Raw genomic sequence first — 21,753 nt, forward strand, 5'->3', positions numbered from 1 at the left:
CTGCACAGCAGCCGCGACAACAGGAGGAACCCATGGCCACGTACCTGTGCCTCGTCGCCGGGCGCCTCGACGACGTGCTCACCAGCCTCGTCGTCGACGACGAGTCCGGCGTCGTGCGGGTCGCCGGGCGCACCGCCACCGGCCCGCGCCCCATGCCCGTCGTCGTCGACGCCGCCCGCGCCCTGGTGCACGTCGGCAACGGCGGGGACCCGCACAGCATCACCACCGTGACCTGGGCGCCCGACGGGTCGACGAGCCCGGTCGTCACGGTGGACTGCCCGATCGCCCAGACCTACATGAGCGTCGTCGGCGACCTGCTCATGGCCGTCAGCTACGCCGGTTGCGAGTTGGCCTGCGCGCGCCTCGGCGCCGACGGGCTCGTCGACGCCTCCAGCTGGCAGGTGGTCCGCACCGGCCATCAGCCTCACTGCATCGTCCCCAGCCCCGACGGCCGGCACGCCTACCTGAGCCTGCTCGGCGAGGACCGCCTCGCGGGCTTCCGCGTCGCCGGAGGCCGGCTCGTGCCCGACGAGTCCCTCGGCGCCCGCCTCGACCCCGGGGCCGGGCCGCGGCACATCCGTCTCTCGCCCGACGGCTCCTCGCTCTACGTCACCGAGGAGTTCGGCGGGCGGGTCGTCCACCTGCGCCGCGACTCGGACAGCGGGGTGCTCGAGCCCAGCGGCAGCACCATGGACTGCGTCGCGCCGGAGGCCGGGCTGCGTCGCGGTGTCTTCGTGCCGCCCGGGCGCCGGCCCGCCGTCGACGAGTCCGAGCGCCGCATCTGGGGCTCCGACCTCGTCATCGCCCCCGACGGCGCCTGGGCGGTCGCCTCCGAGCGCCGCGCATCGACGCTCACCATGGCCGCCCTCGGCCCCGACGGACGCTTCGGCGCCCGGCTCGCACGGATCGTCACCCAGCCGCAGCCGCGCGGCATCGGCCTGATCGGCCCGCACCTGGTCATCGCGGGGGCCGAGCTCGGCGACGCGGCGAGCATCCACCGGGCCGGACCCGAGGGCCTGAGCGAGCTTGCCGTCGTCGACGGCCTGGGCGGGCCCGTCTGGATGGAGTCCGTTCCCCTCGACCCCGCGTGACGGGGAGCGCGAGTGGCCGCCGTGAAGCGGAGTTTCCTCACCGACCCCGGCCCCGCGTCCGGGATGCGCGGCCCCGATGGGGTCGTCGACGCCGCCAGTGCGGGGCGCCGGCGGGGAACGCCCCGAGGGGCCGTGGTCGCGCGGGGCGCGGCGGCGGGTTCGTTCTGACCGGCAGCCCGGTGCCGGTCTGCCCGGCGACCGGATCGTCGTTCGCGCGCGCAGGGATGGGGTGCGGGCCGTGCTGATCGCGGCGGAGGTGAGTGCTCGCCGTCCGCACGCAGGGATGGGGTTGGTCGGTCCCATCCAGAACCTCATGACGTGGCCCGCCGTTCGCGCGCGGGGATGGGGTCTCTTGCTTCCCGTCTCCCCCAGCAGGGGGCCAGCCGATGATTCGCACGCGCGGGGAGGGGGCCGTCCCACGCCTGCAAATACTCCCGGTACATGCGCCGATGATTTCGCGCGCGGGGAGGGGGCGGGGTCGGCGTGGACGGCGGCGGGGCCGGTGCCCGATGATTCGCACGCGCGGGAAGAGGCCCTGGCCGACCAGAGGGGGGCTCGCGGACGCTGGACGATGATTCGCATGCGCGGGGAGGGGCCTTGGCGGGGCCGGCGTCGTCGAGGCTCGCGCGCACACGCGCCGGGAAGGGCCCCTCGGGAGGCGGATGAACCGCTCCCGAGGGGCCCTTCTGCGGTGCCCGGTCCCCCTGTCCGGTGCATCGCCCGACCGACCAGGGCGTCCTGCCGGCCTCCGGTCGGGGTCGTCGTGCCGACCCTCGGTCAGGGCCTGCCAGCTGGTCGGTCGGTGGTCGGGACCTGCCGGCCGGTCAGTCGGCGGTCAGGGCCGCCGAGGGCGCGACCCGCACCGCCCGCGCCGCCGGCGCCAGCGAGGCGAGCCAGCCGGCCAGCAGGGCGACCGCCGCGATGAGGGCCAGCCTCGGCCACGGCACCTGGATGGCCAGGGGGATGCCGGGCGAGGCCAGCAGGGCCTTCGCCCCGGCGATCCCGAGAACCACGCCGAGTGCCAGCCCGATGACCGTCGCCACGGCGGCCAGCGTCACCGACTCCCAGCCGACCATCTGACGCACTTGGCCCTTCGTCATGCCCAGGGCCCGCAGCAGCCCCAGCTCCTGGGTGCGTTCCAGCACCGACAGGCTCAGCGTGTTGCCCACGCCGACCACGGCGATGATGACGGCCATTGCGAGCAGGCCCATGGCGACGAGCAGCACCGCGTCGATCATCTGCTGGTACTCGGCGCGCTGGGCGGCGCCGCTGTTGATCGAGGCGTTCTTCAAGGCGTCGATCTGACCGATACGGGTCGTGACCCGCTGGGCGTCCGCCTTGTCGGCGTAGCGCACCCAGGCGGTGTTCGCGGCGTCCGGCGACAGCTGCGTCATCGTCGCCGGCGTGACGACGAGGGCATCCGAGTACGAGGAGTCGACATCGGCCGTCAGCTCGACGCTGCGGCCCTCGTGGCTCACCGTGACCCGCTGGCCGTCGGTGAAGTCGGTGTCGTTGGTGCGGAACGTGCCGTCGGCGAGACCCTCGTAGCGCTGCGGGACCCGCGAGATCCCGGCGGCCGCGGACGAGACGCCCACCACCTGCACGTCCCTGTTCGTCCCCTCGTCATCGGCCTGCGCCTGGACGGTGGGCACGAGCTCGGCGGCGGAGACGTCGGGGACGTCGCGGATCTGGTCGAGCACCTCGTCGCTCACGCCGTCCGGGGCCTCGACCACCGCGTCCTGCGGGAAGTGCGAGCCGAGCTCGCGGTCGACCGTCGCCTGGGAGCAGGCGGCGCCCACCGTGAGCACGCCGATGAGCGTGACGCCGACGAGCAGGGCGTTCGCCGTCGCGGCGGCCCGGCCGGGATTGCGGCGCGAGTTCGCGACGGCCAGGTCGCCGGGGACGCTGGCGCGCCGCAGCGGCGCGCCGATGAGCCTGGCGAGGGCCGGGATGAGGCCGCGGCCCAGGACGATGACGCCCAGGAAGGCCAGACCCGCGCCCGACATGGCGGTGAGCAGGGTCGCCGTCCTGCGGGCCTCGTCGTCGCTCGTGCCCGCCGCGTGCCAGCCGGCGACGAGCAGGACCGCGCCGACCAGGAGGAGCAGGCCGCCCAGTACGCCGCGGACGACGCCGAACCGCTTGGCCCTGGTGGTGGCCAGCTCCGGGTGGAGGGCGGCCAGGGGCGCCACTCCGGTGGCCTTGCGGGCCGCGCCGAGGCTCGACAGGAGCGTGATGAGGATGCCCACGACGAACGGCGCGACGAGGGCCCCGACACTCGCGGTGAAGGGCACCTCCATGGCGAACGCGCCCTGCCCGAGGCGCAGGAACAACCATGTCAGGCCGGCGCCGAGGACGACGCCGACGGCCGAACCGAGGGCGCCGAGCACGAGGGCCTCGCCGAGCACGGTGGCGAGGACCTGGCCCTTCGTCGCGCCGACGCAGCGCATCATGGCGAGCTGACGGGCGCGCTGGGCGACGAGGATCGAGAAGGTGTTCGCGATGACGATCACCGAGACGAACAGGGCGATGCCGGCGAACACGAGAAGGAGGTTCGTGATCGACTGGGACTCGCCGGTCAGCCGGTGGATCTCGTGCTGCATCTGCTCCTCGCCGGTGCGCACGGTGAGACCGCCGTCCTTGACGACGCCCAGATCGGAGAGGGTCGTCCGCAGGGCGGTGGGGTCGGAGCCCCGGACCATGAGGGCCTCGTAGCCGGGGATGCCGGTGATGGCGACGGCGCCGGTGTCGGTGGCGTAGACGTAGTCGCTCCGCGATGCGGTGTCGGAGTCGACGAAGCCGACGACGGTGGACTGCCGGGGCCCCTTCTCGTTGGCGTAGCTGCGCGTCGTGATCTGCTCGCCCAGCGTGATGCCGTAGCTGTCACGCATGTGGGTGCTGATGGCGACCTCCTCGTCGGACTGGGGCAGGCGGCCCTCGGCGAGGCTGGTCCCGTCCTCGAGGCGCGGCAGGTTGTCGACGCCGATCTGGGCCTGGGCCCCGGAGCTGGTGAGCACGGCGTAGCTCCGGTAGAGGGCGCGGGTGCCCTGCACGCCCGGGGCGCCGTTCACCGCGTCGATGACCGACTGGTCGATGACCGATTCGGAGGCGGACGAGGAGTTCCCGTCGTCGGGCGGGGTGATGACGGCGGCGGCGTCGCCGATCTCGCGGCCGGCGAGCTGACGCACCGAGGCGTTGAGCGAGGATCCGAACAGCAGGGCCGCGGTCACGAAGGCCACGCCGAGGACGATGGCGATGCCGGCGCTGAGCAGCCGGCGGGGCTGGCGCAGCATCAGTGCTCACCGCCCTCGGCCGGGACCGGCTGACCGGCGGCCTGAGCGGGACGTCCGGGCATCGCATGGAGGGGCTTGTCGGCGATGATCCGACCGTCGGCCAGCTGGAGGAGCCGGTCGGCGTAGCCTGCGGCGTGCGGGTCGTGGGTGACCATGACGATCGTCTGACCGAGCTCGTGGACGCAGCGCGTGAGGAAGTCGAGGAGCTCGTCGCTGGAGGCCGAGTCGAGGGCGCCGGTCGGCTCGTCGGCGAAGATGACGTCGGGGCGGGTGATGAGCGCGCGGGCCGCGGCGACGCGCTGGGCCTGGCCGCCGGACAGCTCGCCGGGGCGGTGTCCCAGACGCTCGGTGAGGCCGAGCACCGTGACGATCGTGGTGAACCACTCCTCGTCCGGCTTGACATGGGCGAGTTTGAGGGGGAGCAGGATGTTCTCGCGGGCGCTCATCGTCGGCAGCAGGTTGAACGACTGGAAGATGAAGCCGATGCGGCGTCGGCGCAGCAGGGTGAGCGCCTTGTCGTTGAGGGAGGTGGCGTCCACCTGGCCGATGACCACCCGGCCCTCCGTGGGGGTGTCCAGCCCGGCGGCGCAGTGCATGAGCGTCGACTTGCCCGATCCCGAGGGGCCCATGATGGCGGTGAACTGGCCGCGCCGGAAGTCGACGGTCACGTGGTCGAGCGCCACGACGCGGGTGTCGCCCTGCCCGTAGACCTTCGTGAGCTGCTCGGTGTGCACCGCAGCCGTCGTCGGCTGCGCGATCGTTGTCGTCATGGTGATCCTCTTGTCGGAATGCTTTGCGACGAGGGGAATCACTCGCCGCCGGTGATCCCATCGTTCTCGGGCCCGGCGTGCCCGCACATCGGGCGCGGGGCGGGTTCGCGGTTCATACCGCGGAGGGAGCCGTCGTCGTCGACTCGTCCGATCGGAGGAGGAACGGGCGTCCGGGCCGACTACGGGGAGGAGGGGCCCTCGGCCCGATCGGCGTGGTCGGGCCCGACCACGCGCGCGTCGGCGGTGGCGCGCCGCCCGTCTCAGCCGCGGGGCTGGACCATCCCCGCGTCGTACGCGAAGACGACCATGTGCACGCGGTCGCGCAACCCCAGCTTGGCGAGGATGTGGCCCACGTGCGTCTTGACGGTGGCCTCGCCGAGGAAGAGCCGCTCGGCGATCTCGGAGTTGTTGAGGCCCTGACCGACGAGCGTGAGCACCTCGCGCTCGCGCTCGGTGAGAGCCTCCAGCCGCTCGCGGGCGCCGCCGCCCTGGTCGGCCCTGGGCAGCGTGGGTACGAAGCGCTCCAGCAGCCGCCGGGTCGCGCTCGGGGCGACGACCGCCTCGCCTGACGCGACGGCCCGGATGGCGGCCAGCAGCTCCGCCGGCCCGGCGTCCTTGAGCAGGAAGCCGGAGGCGCCGGCCTGCAGGGCCGAGTAGACGTACTCGTCGAGGTCGAAGGTGGTCAGCACGAGCACCTTCGTGTCGGTGGCTGAGGTGATCGACTCGGTGGCGGCCACCCCGTTGAGGTGAGGCATGCGGATGTCCATGAGGACGAGGTCGGGGCGCGCATCGGAGGGGGCTCCGACGACCGCGTCCACGGCGGCCCGGCCGTCGCCCACCTCGCCGACGACGGTCATGTCCTGCTGCGCGTCGAGCACCATGCGGAAGCCCACCCGGACCATTTCCTGGTCATCGGCGAGCAGTAGCGTGATGATGTCCTCGGTCATGAGTTATTCCTCGTCAGATCGGTGATTCTGCTCAACGGGGCCGGCGCGCCGGGCCCTTCGGCGCCGGTGCGCCGATCGCTCGGCGGACCGTCCTCGTCGACCGGGATGATCGCGAGCACCTCGAAGCCCCCGTCGAGCCTCGGCCGCGCCGCGAGCGTACCCCCGAAGGGGGCGACGCGTTCGCGCATCCCGATGAGCCCGTGGCCGTGTCCGTCATCGGCGTCGGCGCCGTTCCCGTCGTCGCGGATGCTGATCATCAGGCCCGTGCCGGAGTGCGTGAGGTGCACCCAGGCGTGCGCGCCCGGCCCCGCGTGCTTGATCACGTTCGTCAGGGACTCCTGGACGATGCGGTAGGCGGCCGTCTCGCGGGCGGGGCCGAGCGGGGCGTGCGCCTCGGGGGAGCCGTCGACGGCGTAGTCGATGTCCAGCCCGGAGACCCGCGTCGACTCGATGAGCTCGTCGACCTCGTCGAGCAGTGGCTGGGGGGCCATCTCGGGCGCCTCGCCCTCGCGGAGCACGCCGACGAGCGCGCGCGTCTCGCGCAGCGCCTCGCGGGAGGTGGATGCGATGCGGGCCAGGGCCTCGCGGGCCAGTTCGAGCTTGGCGGCGGCGTCGCCGGGCTGGTCGAGCGCGTAGGAGGCGCCGTCGGTCTGGACGACGATGACGCTCAGCGAGTGGGCGACGACGTCGTGCATCTCGCGGGCGATGCGCGAGCGCTCCTGCTCGGCGGCCAGCTGCGCGAAGCGGTCGCGTTCGGCGGCGATGGCGTCGGCGCGGTCCTTGAGGGTGCGCACCGTCGTGAAGCGTTCGCGGGTGAAGGCGCCCAGGAGCCAGCAGACGGTGACCGAGGCGGCGAGCATCACGAAGAGGAAGGTCATGATGCCCACGACGTCGTGAGGGCCCGACCCGTCGCTCTGCGAGCCCACGGCGGCGCCCGTCGTCCATTTGATGGCCGCGGCGAGCGAGGCGGCGACGCCCAGGGCCAGCCACAGCCTGCGCGCCCGCTCGCTGCCGTAGGCGGCGACGGCGAACATCGCGATGAGCACGAAGATGTTCGGGAACATCGGGATGGGCACGACGGCGAGTTGCACCAGGTGGGGGACGACGAGCAGGGTGCACATGAGCGCCGGCCGCGTGCGGCGCCAGATGAGCGGTGCCGCGTACGAGACGCCCCAGGCGATCATGAGGACGTGGTTGAACGCGGTGCTCGGGAAGTAGCCGAGAGGATTCTCCTGCTCCTCCGCGGTGAAGAGGGAGAGCGTGTTGCCGAGGGTCGGCTGCACCAGGATGAGCGCCCAGATGACATCGCCCGCCATCGGGTGCAGGCCGAACCAGTTGGCAAGGCGTTTGATGATCCTCACGCGGCAAGACTACGGGCGGGCCCCTCGTCGCGGATCCACCCGTCGGTTGAGGCGGTGCGCGTTCGCGTGTCGGTCGGGGACGGGCCGGTCCTCCGCTCCCACCTCGTCGTCCCGTCTCTCGCCGTGTGCGTCCCGCCTCCCACCCCCACTTCTGCGTTCGCACCCGGGTTGTGTCCGAGGTGGGAGCGCAGAAGTGAGGTGGGAACGACGAGGGTCGGGCCGGGGCGGCTCCCACTCGGCCGGGACGGCCCTCACTCGGCCAGGCCGTAGAGGCGGTCGCCAGCGTCCCCCAGACCCGGGACGATGTAGCCGCGTTCGTTGAGCCGCTCGTCGATCGAGGCCACGACGAGCCGGCCGTCGACGTCGGTCGAGTCCATGAGCCCGCGCACGCGCTCGATGCCCTCCGGGGCGGCCAGCAGGCAGATGCAGGTGATGTCGGTCGCGCCCCGTCGGGCCAGGAAGTGCACGCAGCCCGCCAGCGAGCCGCCGGTGGCGAGCATCGGGTCGAGCACATAGCACTGGCGTCCGGACAGGTCGTGCGGCAGCCGTTCGGCATAGGTGGTGGGCTTGAGCGTCCGCTCGTCGCGGGCCATCCCGACGAAACCGACCTCCGCCGTCGGGACGAGGCGGGTGAAGCCCTCGAGCATGCCCAGGCCGGCGCGCAGGATCGGCACGGCGAGGGGCTTCTCGCTGAGCCGGACGCCGGTCGTCGGGGCGACGGGGGTGGTGATCCCGGCCTGTTCGACGCGCACCTGACGGGTCGCCTCGTAGGCCAGCAGGGTCACGAGCTCGGCGACGAGCAGGCGGAAGGTCGGGCTCGACGTGCTCTCCTCGCGCAGGTGAGTGAGCTTGTGAGCGACCAGAGGATGATCAACGACGCGCAGTTCCACGGGCCCGAGTGTCCCATACACTTGGGTTACTCGGTGCGCGGGGCATGGGCGCCGAGCGGGGAGCCCCGGGCAACCGGTGCCGGCTGGGCCATACAGGAGGTCGACATGGCTGAGGACATGACGAGGGATTTCGACGACGACGAGGATGCCGAGGAGCTCGACAGCCTCGATGATCGCGACGACGCCGACCGTGGTGTCATCTCCGATGACTACGACGACCTCGACGACGATGAGGACGAGGACGGCCTCGACGATGACGACGCGGACGACGATGACGACGACGATGACGACGAGGACGACTACGAGGACGCCACAGCCGACGAGATCGACTTCGTGGCGGCCCTCTACCGCGAGGACGGCGCCCCCGTCGTCATGCCGCTGTCCGACGCCTGCGCCAACGACCTCGACGAGCTGATCGCCCAGCTGCGCCGCATGCCGGGCGACACCGGCGCGGTCGGCGTCGCCAGCGTCAACGGCGAGTTCTTCGTCGTCGGCCGCTGTCGCGGGCGCCAGGTGCAGGTGCTGTTGTCCGACTCGCTGTCGAGCAACGACTGGCCGCTGGCCCGCGACGTCGTCGACTACCTCGGACTCGACGTGCCCGACGCCGATGACGACGACGAGGACTCCGAGCCGGTCGGCGACCTCGACATCCTGGCCGACCAGGGCGTCTCCGAGTTCGACATGGAGAACATCCTCGACGACCTCGACGAGGACTCCGGCGAGCTGGCGCACCGCGTCATCGAGAAGATCAAGTTCGCCCCCCAGTTCGACCGCGTCATCCACCTGTGAGGCCGGCTCCCGCGCCCGGGCGGCGGCGATGAGCCGCTGGGACGCCGCCATGTCCGAGGCGCTGGCCGCCGCCCGCGATGCCGGCGCCGCCGGCGACGTTCCGGTCGGGGCCGTCGTCCTCGGGCGGGACGGCGCGGTCCTCGCGGCGGCCGGCAACCGCCGCGAGCGCGATGCCGATCCCACCGCCCATGCCGAGGTGCTCGCCCTGCGCGCCGCCGCGAGGGCGCTCGGCCGTTGGCGGCTGGACGACTGCACGCTCGTCGTGACCCTCGAGCCGTGCACCATGTGCGCCGGGGCGCTCGTCGCGGCGCGGGTCGGGACCCTCGTCTTCGGCGCGTTCGACCCGCGGGCGGGCGCGGTGGCCTCGCTCTTCGACGTCGTGCGCGACCCGCGGCTGAACCATCGCCCGCAGGTCGTGAGCGGCATCATGGCCGGACCCTGCTCGGCCGTCCTCGACGGCTTCTTCGCCGACCGCCGCTGAACCGGCCGCCGTGCGCCCGGCGGCCCCGGTCCTGGCGGGCCCGGCACCGGGCCCCGGCCGCGCACGGGATTTGAGCGCGGGCCTCCCGGATCGGTATCGTTGCCCGCGGTGACGTGTCTGAGCGGCCGAAAGAGCTCGCCTCGAAAGCGAGTGTGGTGCAAGCCACCGAGGGTTCAAATCCCTCCGTCACCGCCACTGGGTCCCCCGCTCCGGCGGGGGACCCTCTGCGTGCCGGGCGAATCGTGGGCATGACGTGCAGTGGAGCCGATCTGTCAGTCGGGTCCGTCATCATGCGTCCATGACTGATGCAGATCGTGAACTCCAGGTCTTCGAGTCCGAGGACGGGATCCTGCTCTGGGGCGTGCCGGAGGCCCTCGCCCTGGTCGACGAGGACCCTGCTCTCACGACCCGGACGATCGGACCGTCCAACCTCGTGGCGCGCCTCGGGAACGTGCTCGGCGGAACCAGTGCGCTGATGACCGAGAGCGGACGCTGGCTCCGGCTCGACGACGCCTCCGTCGCCTACGTCAGGCGGCACGGGGTGACGAACCTGTCCCGCGGCGTCCTGCGTACCCGTGATCTTGCCGGAGGCGAGGGAACCCGGATAGCCAAGCATCTGCGGTTCAGCAGCGTGAGTCTGGCCAACCCGGCAGGGACGGCGGTGCTGTCATCCATGGCGACCCAGATGGCCATTCAGCACTCACTCGAGCAGATGCAGCGGTGCCTCGAGCAGATCGACGTGAAAGTGGGTCGGCTCATCGAGGCGGACAGAACCAGGGTGATGAGCGAGCTCGACGGATTCGCCGGAGCTGTCCGCGAGGCTGAATCGCTCCGCGTCGCGACCGGTACGGTCTCAGCGACGACGTGGTCCAAGGTCGAGAACAACTCGACGCCGCTCAGGGCCCATCAGAGTCGGGCCATCCGGGAACTGAGGTCCTTGGCCGACGAGATCGAGGGGTGCGGAAAGGATGTGGACAGGCTCGCTGATGCGCTGACGCGCGCGGAGAGGGAGACCACGTTCTGGATGAAGGTTCTTGCGAGGACGATCCTCATCCAGGACGAGCAGTACTGCGTGGAGCTCGAACGGGTGGCCTCGGACACCCCGGACGAGCTCGAGGACCACCGTCGGGTCATCGTCACGGTGCGCAGTGAGCGGACCGCGAGCATCATCGAGGCCCTCGAGAGCATCAGCGGGTCGATCGCCAGGAGCGCCGAGTTGTCGAATGCCGGCTGTGTCATGAACCCCATCAACTCCGGCAGGGTGACCCGGCATGCGAACCGGGTCAACGAAATCATCGACGCCTTCGCCTCCAGAGCCGGTGTCGAACTGAGCGGTTCACGACAGCTCGACGGCAAGAAATGGTTCCGGGCCGTCGGGGGTATGGCCGGCGACGCGGCCGGCGGGGCATCGAGGCTCGTGCACGGCGTCGGGGCGCGCGCCGGCAGATTGCACACCGCTCTCGACGACGCCGTGGTGGCACGGGCGAACAGGATCCTGGACGAGCGCAGGTCCGAGGCCGAGCTCGAGAGGCTGCCGCCCGTACGCGAGGATGCGGCCGGGGACGGGGAAGATCCTCGGTCGGGCGGAACTCGTTCCATCTGACGGGTGGGGGACTCCGCCCCGCGCGGGCGGGGATGATCCCTGCTCCCGGGTCCAGGCGCCGCCCGTGTACTCCTCCGCCCCGCGCGGGCGGGGATGATCCCGCTGTTCCGCGTTCCATCTGGCGGGTGGGGAACTCCGAGGGGAGCCCGGTGGCCGCCGTCCGGTCGCCCCTCCCGGGCGGCGGCGCGCGGCGTTGAACCATCCTCATGGATCGGGGGCTCCGGTAAACTTGCCGCGCATGGTGCCGCTCCGTCGCACCGTTGCCCGGCCGGCCCGCGTCGCAATGGGCCGCCCAGGACGCGCCAACGGCGGCTCCGGCGCTGGTCATCGAATGTTTGGAGGCGGAATGCATGGCACTGGCTGAGTCCCGCGTCACGACTCGGCGCTCGCTGCCGGTCGGCATCTTCTCGGTGGTCGTCGCCATCGTGCTCATCACCATCGCCGTCATCTGGTTCCGGTTCGGCACGCCGACGACCTCCATCATCTGGATCGTCCTGGCCGTGCTCGAGATCGTCATCGCCGTCCTCATGCTGCGTCCCATCACCTTCCACGTCACCGTCGACGAGGACGGGGTGCGCAACGAGGGCCACGCCCCGTGGTCCATCGACCGCGCCAGCATCGCCAACGGCGGCGTCATCGCCGCCAAGCACCCGACGATCTGGGTGCGACCGGTGCCCGATGCCGCGCTGAAGCGCTCGCTCGGTTACACGGAGTCCACCATCGTCCCCGAGCGGAGCTACCTGGCCCCCGTCCGGCGCTCCCAGGCCGAGAGCCTCGCCCGCGCGCTCGCGTCGATCGGTCTGCAGGCCGGCCGCAAGGCCGTCCCCGAGGAGATCAACAAGATCGGCGCCTTCAGGGTCGGCTCCACCGCCATGGGCATGACCGGCGTCGCCGCCGCGGCCGCCGGCCCCGCGAGGGCGTCCGCCGAGCCGGACGAGGCCCCCGCGCACGCCATCGGGGCGGCCGGGGCGAAGACCGCCCCGGGTCGGGCGCCCGATCCCGCACCCGCCGCGCCGGTGGCGTCCGCCGAGCGGACCGCGATCATTCCCGCCGGGCGGACCGCGGCCGTGCCGGCCGCCCGGTACGCCGACGTCCCCGATGCGGCGACTCCCGACCAGGGCCCTCCCGCGGCTCCGGGCCCGGACCCTCATGCGCCCTCCGGCCGGTCCCCCCGCGCGGCCTCCGAGCAGGACGACGTCATCGAGGCCACCGAGCCCATCGGCTGGCCGGGCCCGTCCCGGTCCGGACCGCCGGACGGGGTGTCCGGGCCCCCCGCCGGCTCCGAGCCCATCGGCTGGCCCGTCGGGGCCCGCCGGGCCACCCCCGAGGAGGACGCGGCCTGGTTGTACGGGGACAAGGCCGCCAGCACCGTCGTCACCACCGAGACGCGGGCGCCGCAGCGGGCCCGGCGCGAGGGGCGGGCGGCCGTCCGCCGGCCAGGTGCCGGGCGGGACGAGTCCTACCATCCCCGTCGGGCCCGGCGCGCGGTCCTCGGGGCCGTCGAGGATCTCGAGGACGAGCGCCCCACCCGCCCGATGCGGGCCATCACCGACGACATGACCCGTGAGGAGGCCTTCGGCGCCGAGCCGGAGCCCTCCAGCTGACCCGGAGCAGACAGGGGGGAGGAGCCCATGGCCGCAGCGGACCTGACACTGCTCGTCGCCGCCGCCGTGGCGCTCGTGGCGATCGCCGCCGCCCGCCTGGGTACTCGTGCCGGGCTGCCCGCCCTGCTCCTGTTCCTCCTCGTCGGCGTCGCCCTCGGCAACGCCGGCTTCGGCATCCGCTTCGACGACGCCTCGTTGGCCCACGATCTGGGCTTCGTCGCCCTCGTCCTCATCCTCGCCGAGGGCGGCCTCACGACCTCCTGGAAGCAGATGAGACCGGTCCTCGGCGTCGGCCTGTCCCTGGCCGTCGTCGGCTCGCTCGTGACCATCGCCGTCGTCGGACTGTTCGGCTACTTCGTCCTGGGGCTGCCGCGCGCCGTGGCCTTCCTGCTCGGCGCCGTCGTGGCGCCCACCGATGCCGCGGCCGTCTTCTCGGTGCTGCGCGGGGTGTCGCTGCCGCCCAGGGTGCGGGCGGCCCTCGAGACCGAGTCCGGTTTCAACGACGCCCCCACCGTCCTTCTGGTCATCGCCGGCACCGAGCTGGCGATGGGCAGCAGCCCGGCCGGCGGCATGCCCGGCCTGGCCGGCGAGGTCGTCGGCGAGCTGGCCATCGGCGTCGCCGCGGGCCTCGTGATGGGCTGGATCGGCGTGCAGTTCCTGCGCCGCCTCTCGTTGTCGAACTCCGGCCTGTACCCGCTGGCCGTCATGTGCTGGATCCTCGTCACGTACGGCCTGGTCGGGTTCATCCACGGCTCCGGCTTCGCCGCCGTCTACGTCTGCGCCGTCGCCCTGGGCAACGGGCAGCTGCCGCACCGGCACGCCACGAAGTCCTTCGCCGAGGGCATCGGCTGGGTCGCCCAGATCGGGCTGTTCGTCATGCTCGGCCTGCTCGTCCACCCCTCGACGATCAGCCGGCCCGACATCGGCGCCGGCGTCGCCCTCGGCGTCGTCCTGACCCTCGTCGCCCGCCCGCTGGCCGTCTACGTCAGCACCGTCTGGTTCGGCACCGGCTGGCGGCACCAGGCCTTCATGAGCTGGGCCGGCCTGCGCGGCGCGGTGCCGATCATCCTGGCGACCGTCCCGATGGCGGCCGGCATGCCCGGCTCCGACGTGCTCTTCGACGTCGTCGTCGTCTTCGTCGTCGTCTTCACCTCGCTGCAGGCGCCGACGCTGCCGTGGATGGCCAGGCGGCTCGGCCTCGTCGACCCGCGCGCCGCGACCGACGTCGACATCGAGGTGGCGCCCTTCGACGAGCGCCGCGCCGACCTGCTGACCGTCAACATCCCCGAGGGCTCGCGCCTGGCCGGCGTGCGGGTGCTCGAACTGCGCCTGCCGCGCAATGCGATCGTCGCGCTCGTCATGCGCGGGGACGAGTCCTTCTCGCCCGACGGCGACACCGCCCTCGAGACGGGCGACCAGATCCTCGTCGTCACGCCCGCCGATCAGCGCGCCGAGGTCGAGGCCCGCCTTCTGGCCGTCGGGCGCCACGGCCGGCTGGCCGGGTGGACGCGCAGGTCCCGGCGCGCCTGACGGGCTCAGGCGCCGCCCGTCGCCGAGTGACTGGGCTGCGCGACCGGCAGGCAGGCGTGCCCCGAGGGGACGTCGATGCTCGTGGCCGCGTCGGCCTTGAAGCCCTGTCCCAGGTCGTCGGTGACGACGACGTCGACCAGCCCGTTCTGGCGGTGGTCGGTGGTGACCGTCGCGCCGGGGAAGAACGAGGCGACGAGCTGCATCTGCGGATCGTCGCCCGAGGCGCCGACGATGGTCGTGCCCTTGTAGTCGTCGTCGGTGTTGCTGGTGCTGTGGATGACGAAGCCGGCGCCCTTCAGCTGGTTCGCGACCGTCGTGGCCTGGCCCTTGACGGTGCCGGCGTTGTAGACGCGCACCTGCACCTGGCCGGTGCTCAGGCTCGTCAGCGCCGTGGTCTCGCACGCGCTCGCGGGATCGAGCGGCCCGGTGGCCATGCGGACGCCCCACCAGCCCGCGAAGGCGACGAAGAGGACGAGCACCACGAGGAGGACCGGTGTGTACCACTTGCGCATGGGATTGCCTCTCTCACGCCACCACGTCTCACATCACCACGGCACCCGCGCGCCCGCACCGGAAACTCCGCCGGCCGCGTCGCCGGCGGCGCGCGATGCAGTGCCTTGATCATAGACGCACCGGGGGACCGGGACGCGCGGTTCTCGGGCCCCGGGCCGTTCCGGGGAGCTGCTCGCAGGGGCGCGGCACGGGCCCGGGCCTCGTCGGACGCCCCGACGGCGCCGACGCCCTCGCGGGCCCCGCACGAACCCGGTCTTCCCTCCACCCGGTGAGCAGCGTAGGCTTGCCTCGGTTATTTCTCGGAGGCAACGGCCCGCCGTCGGCGGGTCACGGATGAGGAGGTTCGTAGTGTCAGCAACCACGACGACCGATCGGTGTTCCTCGGTGGACGGGATGGTTCCCCTGACGGCCCTCGGCCCCGGCGGCAGCGGCGTCATCGCGCACGTCGACCCCGATCTCGACCACTCGGTGCAGCACCGGCTGCGTCTGCTCGGATTCTGCGAGGGGCGCGAGATCTCCTACGTGCGCCGTGCCTTCTGGTCGGGCCCCATCGTCTTCCGGGTCTGCGACGTGCACATGTGCATCCGCGCGGAGCAGGCCGCCATGATCCGCGTGGCGGCGGCCTCCTGACCGCTCCTCCCGGCCCATTTCCCAAGAACCCGACCCCAGGTCCAGATGATCGCCCATGTCCACAGCTCTCAGCCACTGCGTCCCCGCTTCGCCCGCACCGGCCGGCGGCGCACCCCGCATCGCCCTCATCGGCTCGCCGAACGGCGGCAAGACCTCCGTCTTCAACCGTCTCACCGGCCTGCACGCCCGCACCGGCAACTACCCCGGCGTCACCGTCTCCCGGTCGGCCGGGGTGGCCCGCATCGGCGGTGACGAGTACAACATCGAGGATCTGCCCGGCGCCTACTCCTTCACCCCGATCTCGCCCGACGAACAGCTCGTCGTCGATCTGCTCAACGGAGAGGTCGAGGGCATCGGCGCACCGGACGGCCTGCTCGTCATCGCCGACTCCACCGCCCTGCGCCGCTCCCTGCTCCTGTTCGCCGAGGTCGTCCAGCGCCACATGCCGACGGCCCTCGTCCTCACCATGGGCGACGAGCTGAACCGTCGCGGTGGCTCGATCGACACCGCGGCGCTGAGCCGGACGCTCGGCGTGCCGGTCGTGTCCGTCGTCGCCAACCGGGGCATCGGGATCGGCGAGCTGCGCGATCTCATCACCGGCTGGCGGGACTGGACGGTGCCGCCCGTCGACCCGCCCGCCGACACGACCGAGCTCGCCGGCTGGGTCGACTCGGTGCTGACCGACAGCGGCTACCGGGACCCCCACTCCGACGCCCGCACCGAGCGCATCGACCGCGTCCTGCTCCACCCGGTGCTCGGCACGGTCATCTTCTTCGCCGTCATGTTCGTCTTCTTCCAGGCGATCTTCACCTGGGCGGCGCCCCTGCAGGACGGGGTCGAGGACTTCTTCGGCTGGCTCGCAGGGATCGTCGGCGACCGCCTCGGGGACTCCCTGCTGTCCTCGTTCGTCGCCAACGGCCTGCTCGGCGGCGTCGGCAGCGTGCTCACCTTCGTGCCGCAGATCGTCATGATGTACTTCATCCTCGCCCTGCTTGACGCGGTGGGCTACATGTCGCGGGCGGCCTTCCTCATGGACCGGCTCATGAGCCGCTTCGGCCTCGAGGGGCGCGCCTTCGTGTCCGTGCTCTCGAGCTTCGCCTGCGCCATCCCGGGCGTCATGTCCACCCGCACCCTGCCGAACAGCCGCGATCGCATCGCCACGATGCTCGGCGTGCCGCTGGCCACCTGCTCGGCCAGACTGCCCGTGTACATCCTGCTCGTGGGCATCCTCGTCCCCGACGGAACCCGGGTCGGGCCCTTCAGCGGGCAGGGCGTGGCCATGTTCCTGCTCTACCTGCTCGGCGGTTTCTCGGCCCTCACCGCCTCGGCCGTCGTCAAGCGCATCACCGACCGCCGCAGCACCATCCTGCCGTTCTACATGGAGATGCCGCCCTACCGCATCCCCACCCCTCGCTCGGTCGGCATCGCCATGTGGGAGCCCACCAAGGCCTTCCTGCGCAAGGCCGGAACGATCATCCTCGTCACGACGATGGCCATCTGGGCGCTCACGACCTTCCCGATGCGCGGCGACGCCGAGCTGACGGCCGCCGGCGTCGACCCCGGCGACGAGGTCGCCGTCACCGCCTACACGATGGAGCACTCGGCCGCCGCGTCCGTCGGCAAGGCCATCGAGCCCGTCTTCGAGCCGCTGGGCTTCGACTGGCGCATCGACGTGGCCCTGCTCGGCTCGCTGGCCGCCCGCGAGGTCTCCGTCTCGACGCTCGGCCAGATGGCCGCGGCCCTCGACCCCGAGGACGACGCCGAGGTGGCCGACGCCCTCGACGGCTGGACCTACACCGCCGGCCCGCACGCCGGCGAGAAGGTGTTCACGCCCGCCACCACCGTCGCCCTGCTCCTCTACTTCGCCTTCGCCCTGCAGTGCATGTCGACGGTGGCGATCATGCGGCGCGAGACGGGCGGCTGGAAGTGGCCGGGCATCGCCTTCGGCTACATGTTCGTCCTCGCCTGGGTGATGGCCCTCATCGGCCGCGGCATCACCCTGCTCATCACGTGAGGGCCGCGGGCATGAGGATCATGAGGGGACGCCCGCCCCGATGCCCCGCCGCTCGTGCGGGGCGCGCGCCGGCCCCGGCGGTCATCCACCCCGAGCGCACCGGCGATCCCGCCGTGCTGCGCTGGGTCGTCCACGGCGTCGAGCTGCCCTTCGTCGGCCCGCTGCTCGGCGCGCCCGGCCTGGACGAGCTGCTCGGCGCGGAGCTGACCGCCGTCGAGGCCGTCCCGGGCGCCCTCCTTGTGACCGCCGCCCCCGGCGGCTCCTGGCGGGAGCTCGGCCCTCGGGCGCGCACCGCGCTCGTGACGGCCCTCGGCCGGATCGGCGCCTGGGCCCCCGGTCCCGGTGCGCGGCGCCTCGGCCCGGACGAGACCCTGCGCTGGTGCGCCCGGGAGCTCATCGACGGCCCCGTGGGCGAGATCGCCGCCGCGCACGGCGGTTCCATCGAACTCGTCGGCGCCCGCGACGGCGTCGTCACGGTGCGCATGCACGGGGCCTGCCGCGGCTGCCCGGCCGCCGTCCTCACGATGCGCCAGCGCCTCGAGACGCAGCTGCGCCGCCGGGTCCCCGGCATGCGGGCCGTCGAGGAGGCCTGAGGAACGATCCGTCACCGCCCTCGGCGGATGTGAGAGGCTGGGTGCCATGGCAGATCAGCAACTGCCCGCCGAGCAGGTGGACGGGATCCGTGACAGCTGCGCCTTCGGCGAGCCCGCCATCGACTTGGGCGTTCTCGGCAACGGCGGCGGGCCCGTCACCGATGCGCGCATCCGCATCCCGCTGAGGATGGTCGCCCGGCACGGCCTCATCGCCGGCGCGACGGGCACCGGCAGGACGGTCACCCTCCAGCTGCTCGCCGAGTCGCTCAGCGCCGCCGGCGTGCCCGTCCTGGCGGCCGACATCGAGGGCGATCTGTCGGGCATCGCCCTGCCCGGCGTCCCCGGCGACGGGCTCGCCGCCCGACCCGCCGCCGGCGCCCGGGCCGCCGAGGCCGAGGGCGGGCGGAGCGCCCGGCAGCCCCGGCAGGAGCCCGCCCCCGTCCAGGAGGCCCGGCGGGGCCGGCCCCGCCGGGAGAAGTCGGTCGTCGGGCAGGTCGCCGAGTCCTCGATCCTCGAGCGGTTCGCCCGTTCGGCCGGACGGGGGATCGTCCGCTCCCTCTTCGGCACGGGGCGGCGCCGATGAGCACCGCGCAGGGGCTCGCGGACGGCTTCCGGGAGCGCTTCGGCCGGGCGCCGTCCGGCGTCTGGTCGGCCCCCGGCCGCTTCAACCTGGTGGGCGAGCACACCGACTACAACGGCGGCTTCTGCCTCCCGGTCCCGCTGGACCGGCGTACCTGGGTGGCCGCCGCCCCCCGCGACGACGGGCGCCTCCGCATGGTCTCCCTGGACGTGCCCGGCGAGGTCGACGTGCGGCTCGACGAGGTGACGGCCCACCGTCCCGGCGGCTGGGGCGCCTACGCCGCAGGCGTCCTGTGGGCGCTGCGGCGGGCCGGCCTGCCGGTGCGCGGCGTCGACATGCTCATCGGCTCCGATCTGCTCATCGGCGCCGGCCTGTCGAGCTCCGCCGCCCTCGAGTGCTCCGTGGCCGCCGCGGCCTCCGACCTGTTCGGCCTCGGCCTGCTTGCCGACGACGCGGGCCGAGTCGCCCTGGCCGTCCACTGCCAGACCGCGGAGAACGAGATCGCGCAGGCCCCCACCGGCGGCGTCGACCAGACCTCGGCGCTGCGCGGCGTGAAGGGCCACGCCCTGCTCATCGACTTCCTGAACCGGACGCTGCGCCCGGTGCCCTACGATCCGGCGAGCGCCGGGGTCGGCGTGCTCATCCTCGACACCCGGACCCGCCACTCGCTGTCGGCGGGGCACTTCGGCGACCGCCACGCCGAGTGCGACCGCGCGGCCGTGCTGCTCGGCGTCGACCTGCTGCGCCGGGTGGGCGTCGACGAGCTCCCGGCCGCCGAGGCGAGGCTGGACGACGTGCTCTTCCGACGGCTGCGCCACGTCGTCACCGAGAACGCCCGCGCCGTCCGCATGGCCGACGACCTCGAGGCCGGCGACTGGCGGGCCGTGGCCGAGGGCATGACGGCCGCCCACGTCTCGATGCGCGACGACCTGGAGGTCAGCGTGCCGCAGATCGACCTGGCGGTCGGGACGGCGATCGGGGCGGGGGCCTGGGGCGCCCGTCTCGTCGGCGGCGGCTTCGGCGGCTGCGTCATGGCCGTCGTCCCGCTCGACCTGGTCGGCGGCGTCGCCGGCGCCGTGGACCGGGCCTTCGCGGCGGCCGGCTACGACGCCCCCGACGGCTTCCTCGCGACGGCGGGCTCGCCCGCCGGACGCGACCTGTGACGGGCTGCCCCGGCCGGGCGCGACCCGTCCCACGGGGCAGCGGGGGCGCCGGTCCCACGGTCGTGCCCCGGGGCCCGGGGCATGACCCCGCTCAGGCCTGGGACTGGGGCTGATCGTTCGAGATGTTCGGGGCGTTCTGGCCCTGTTGTCCGTTCTGCTGGCCGCCGTTGTTGTTCTGCTGCTCGGTGGGCTGGCCGGCGGCCGTGGTCTGCTCCGCGGCGGTGGCCCCGCCCGTGGCCGTGGCCCCGCCGGTGGTTCCGCCGGTGCCGTAGTCGCCGTAGTCGCCGTTGCCGTAGTCGCCGTTGCCGTAGTCGCCGGTGCCGTAGCCGCCGTCCTCCTCGTCGCCGCCGGTGCCGTAGCCGGTGCTGTGGTCCTCCTCGTCGGCGGTGGCCTGGCTCGTCGGCGCGGCGGTGGTCGTGCGGGCGGACGAGGCCGTGGCGGTCTGCGTCTGGGTGACGGTCTGGGACGGGCTCGGGGCGGCCGACCGGCGGCCCTGCGCCCAGGCCACGATGATGAGCGCGGCGAGCACCGCGATGATGATGACCGCCAGGACGATGCGCCTGTTCCGGCCCGGGTTTTTGCCCCCGGTCCGTCCTCCGCCGGGGCCGGCGGGCGGGCGGGCGCCGCCGCCGGTCGCCGCGGCACCGGCCACCGGGACGAGTGAGGGCGCCGTACCGGCGACGGTCGTCGCGCCCGTCGTGCCCCCGGCCGTCGTGCCCGTGGCGCCTGCGCCGGCCGTCGTGCCCGTGGCCCCGGGGCCGGAGGCGGCCTCGGCGGCCGACGCATCGGCCGGGAGGATCCTCGTGAGGCCCTGCCCGTCGGCCGTCTGCGTCGCCGCGGCCCCGAGCGCCGCGGCGGACATGGCGACGGTCGCCATGTCGGTGCCGGGGCCGGCCGGGCGGGGAGGCTCGATGAGCCCGGGGGCGTCGGGGTCGCCGTGGATCGCGTTGAGGGCGGCGACCGTCTCGGTGGCGCTGGGCCTGGCCTCGGGGCTCTTGTCCATCAGCGCGGCGACGAGGTTCTCGAGCGAGACCGGAGCGTCCGGGACGCGCGAGCGCAGCAGCGGGGGCGTGTCGTAGACCTGGGCGCGGGCCACCGCCACGGGCGACTCGCCGGGGAAGGGGGGCTGACCGGTCAGCACGGTCATCATGAGGCAGCCGAACGAGTACATGTCGGAGTTCGGCCCGACGCGCTCGCCGGCGGCCTGCTCGGGCGACATGTACGCCGCCGAGCCGATCGCCGTCATCGTGCTCGTGAGGGCGGTCGCCTGCTGGTCCGCCAGGCGTGCGATGCCGAAGTCGACGAGCTTCGGCGTGCTCGTGAGCTCCTCGGACGAGAGCACGACGTTGGCCGGCTTCACGTCGCGGTGGACGACGCCGAGGCGGTGGGCCGAGCCCAGCCCCGCGGCGACCTGGGCGAGCAGCGGGACGGCGGCCCGCCAGTCGATCGGGCCCCGTTCCGTGACGATCGACTGCAGATTGGGGCCGTGGAGGAACTCCATGACGATGTAGGCGCTGTGCCCGTCGACGCCGGAGTCGTAGATCTGGACGATGCTCGGGTGGTTGAGCCCGGCGGTCGCGATCGCCTCGCGGCGGAAGCGCGCCTCGGTGCTCGGGTCGGCGCTCGTCGCCAGGTTGATGGTCTTGATGGCGACCTCGCGCTGCAGGGTCGTGTCCTGGGCGCGCCAGACCTGGCCGATGGAGCCGGCGCCGATGCGCTCGACGAGCTGGTAGCGCCCGTTGCTCAGGGAGGCGATGGACCCGTCCCCGTCCGCCCCGGCCTCGCCCGCGACCGGCATGGGGCGCGTCGTCCGGGCGTCGTTCTGGCCGGTGCGGGAGGAAGGGTTGCCGCTGAGCGGTTCATCGGTGCTCACAGGTCCATTGTTCCTCATCTGCCCGCACACG

Annotated in this window: 18 protein-coding genes and 1 tRNA gene; 12 read left to right on the forward strand and 7 right to left on the reverse strand. The window is 73.1% G+C overall.

Annotated features, from left to right (window positions below):
* The first annotated feature begins 32 nt into the window (after nt 1-32).
* The gene (locus EGX94_RS07465) at nt 33-1,091 is read left to right on the forward strand and encodes a lactonase family protein (protein WP_021797895.1); all 1,059 of its coding nucleotides are present in this window, start codon (nt 33-35) and stop codon (nt 1,089-1,091) included.
* Nucleotides 1,092-1,915: 824 nt separating this feature from the next.
* Here the strand turns inward: EGX94_RS07465 and EGX94_RS07470 are convergent.
* The 5 genes from EGX94_RS07470 to upp form a co-directional block, all read right to left on the reverse strand.
* Nucleotides 1,916-4,381, reverse strand: a complete 2,466-nt coding sequence (locus tag EGX94_RS07470; RefSeq protein WP_021797883.1) for an ABC transporter permease — start codon at nt 4,379-4,381, stop codon at nt 1,916-1,918.
* Nucleotides 4,381-5,151: an ABC transporter ATP-binding protein gene (locus EGX94_RS07475; RefSeq protein WP_028706320.1), complete on the reverse strand. Its 771-nt coding sequence runs from the start codon at nt 5,149-5,151 to the stop codon at nt 4,381-4,383. Before EGX94_RS07475 ends, EGX94_RS07470 begins: the two co-directional genes overlap by 1 nt.
* A gap of 260 nt (nt 5,152-5,411) precedes the next feature.
* Nucleotides 5,412-6,098 (reverse strand): response regulator, encoded by a 687-nt coding sequence (locus EGX94_RS07480; protein WP_021797896.1) that lies wholly within the window; start codon nt 6,096-6,098, stop codon nt 5,412-5,414.
* On the reverse strand, nt 6,095-7,459 hold the full coding sequence (locus tag EGX94_RS07485; protein WP_021797875.1) for a sensor histidine kinase: 1,365 nt from the start codon (nt 7,457-7,459) through the stop codon (nt 6,095-6,097). The genes EGX94_RS07480 and EGX94_RS07485 overlap by 4 nt, the downstream gene beginning before the upstream one ends.
* A gap of 251 nt (nt 7,460-7,710) precedes the next feature.
* Entirely contained in the window at nt 7,711-8,349 is a 639-nt protein-coding gene (gene upp / locus EGX94_RS07490) for a uracil phosphoribosyltransferase (RefSeq protein WP_021797889.1), read from the reverse strand.
* Nucleotides 8,350-8,454: 105 nt separating this feature from the next.
* Between upp and EGX94_RS07495 the strand changes: the two genes are divergently transcribed.
* From EGX94_RS07495 to EGX94_RS07520, 6 genes are all read left to right on the forward strand, one after another.
* The gene (locus tag EGX94_RS07495; protein WP_021797890.1) at nt 8,455-9,138 is read left to right on the forward strand and encodes a tRNA adenosine deaminase-associated protein; all 684 of its coding nucleotides are present in this window, start codon (nt 8,455-8,457) and stop codon (nt 9,136-9,138) included.
* A 49-nt stretch (nt 9,139-9,187) separates the two neighbouring features.
* The gene (locus tag EGX94_RS07500; RefSeq protein ID WP_226906088.1) at nt 9,188-9,619 is read left to right on the forward strand and encodes a nucleoside deaminase; all 432 of its coding nucleotides are present in this window, start codon (nt 9,188-9,190) and stop codon (nt 9,617-9,619) included.
* Nucleotides 9,620-9,726: 107 nt separating this feature from the next.
* Nucleotides 9,727-9,814, forward strand: a tRNA-Ser gene (locus tag EGX94_RS07505).
* A gap of 103 nt (nt 9,815-9,917) precedes the next feature.
* The gene (locus tag EGX94_RS07510) at nt 9,918-11,222 is read left to right on the forward strand and encodes a hypothetical protein (RefSeq protein WP_021798313.1); all 1,305 of its coding nucleotides are present in this window, start codon (nt 9,918-9,920) and stop codon (nt 11,220-11,222) included.
* A gap of 350 nt (nt 11,223-11,572) precedes the next feature.
* Nucleotides 11,573-12,826: a hypothetical protein gene (locus EGX94_RS07515; RefSeq protein ID WP_028706326.1), complete on the forward strand. Its 1,254-nt coding sequence runs from the start codon at nt 11,573-11,575 to the stop codon at nt 12,824-12,826.
* 27 nt (nt 12,827-12,853) lie between these two features.
* Complete coding sequence (locus EGX94_RS07520; protein ID WP_021798278.1) at nt 12,854-14,356, forward strand: potassium/proton antiporter; 1,503 nt, start codon at nt 12,854-12,856, stop codon at nt 14,354-14,356.
* A 5-nt stretch (nt 14,357-14,361) separates the two neighbouring features.
* Here EGX94_RS07520 and EGX94_RS07525 read toward each other — a convergent pair whose 3' ends face one another.
* Nucleotides 14,362-14,868, reverse strand: a complete 507-nt coding sequence (locus tag EGX94_RS07525) for a LytR C-terminal domain-containing protein (RefSeq protein ID WP_021798274.1) — start codon at nt 14,866-14,868, stop codon at nt 14,362-14,364.
* 349 nt (nt 14,869-15,217) lie between these two features.
* Between EGX94_RS07525 and EGX94_RS07530 the strand changes: the two genes are divergently transcribed.
* The 5 genes from EGX94_RS07530 (at nt 15,218) to EGX94_RS07550 (ending at nt 19,849) form a co-directional block, all read left to right on the forward strand.
* On the forward strand, nt 15,218-15,499 hold the full coding sequence (locus EGX94_RS07530) for a FeoA family protein (RefSeq protein WP_021798277.1): 282 nt from the start codon (nt 15,218-15,220) through the stop codon (nt 15,497-15,499).
* A 127-nt stretch (nt 15,500-15,626) separates the two neighbouring features.
* Nucleotides 15,627-17,513, forward strand: a complete 1,887-nt coding sequence (gene feoB / locus EGX94_RS07535) for a ferrous iron transporter B (protein WP_043122603.1) — start codon at nt 15,627-15,629, stop codon at nt 17,511-17,513.
* Nucleotides 17,514-17,524: 11 nt separating this feature from the next.
* Nucleotides 17,525-18,106, forward strand: a complete 582-nt coding sequence (locus tag EGX94_RS07540) for a NifU family protein (protein ID WP_404825113.1) — start codon at nt 17,525-17,527, stop codon at nt 18,104-18,106.
* Nucleotides 18,107-18,152: 46 nt separating this feature from the next.
* Nucleotides 18,153-18,689: a helicase HerA-like domain-containing protein gene (locus EGX94_RS13830; protein WP_123826121.1), complete on the forward strand. Its 537-nt coding sequence runs from the start codon at nt 18,153-18,155 to the stop codon at nt 18,687-18,689.
* Nucleotides 18,686-19,849, forward strand: coding sequence for a galactokinase (locus EGX94_RS07550; RefSeq protein ID WP_123826123.1), 1,164 nt, complete (start codon nt 18,686-18,688; stop codon nt 19,847-19,849). Before EGX94_RS13830 ends, EGX94_RS07550 begins: the two co-directional genes overlap by 4 nt.
* Before the next feature lie 91 nt (nt 19,850-19,940).
* Here the strand turns inward: EGX94_RS07550 and EGX94_RS07555 are convergent, their stop codons facing one another.
* Nucleotides 19,941-21,722 carry a serine/threonine-protein kinase gene (locus tag EGX94_RS07555; RefSeq protein ID WP_192962633.1) on the reverse strand — a complete coding sequence of 594 codons (1,782 nt, stop codon included), beginning with the start codon at nt 21,720-21,722 and terminating at the stop codon, nt 19,941-19,943.
* Nucleotides 21,723-21,753: the final 31 nt, after the last annotated feature.

The organism is Propionibacterium acidifaciens, assembly GCF_003798325.1.
Taxonomy (GTDB): Bacteria; Actinomycetota; Actinomycetes; order Propionibacteriales; family Propionibacteriaceae; genus Propionibacterium; species Propionibacterium acidifaciens.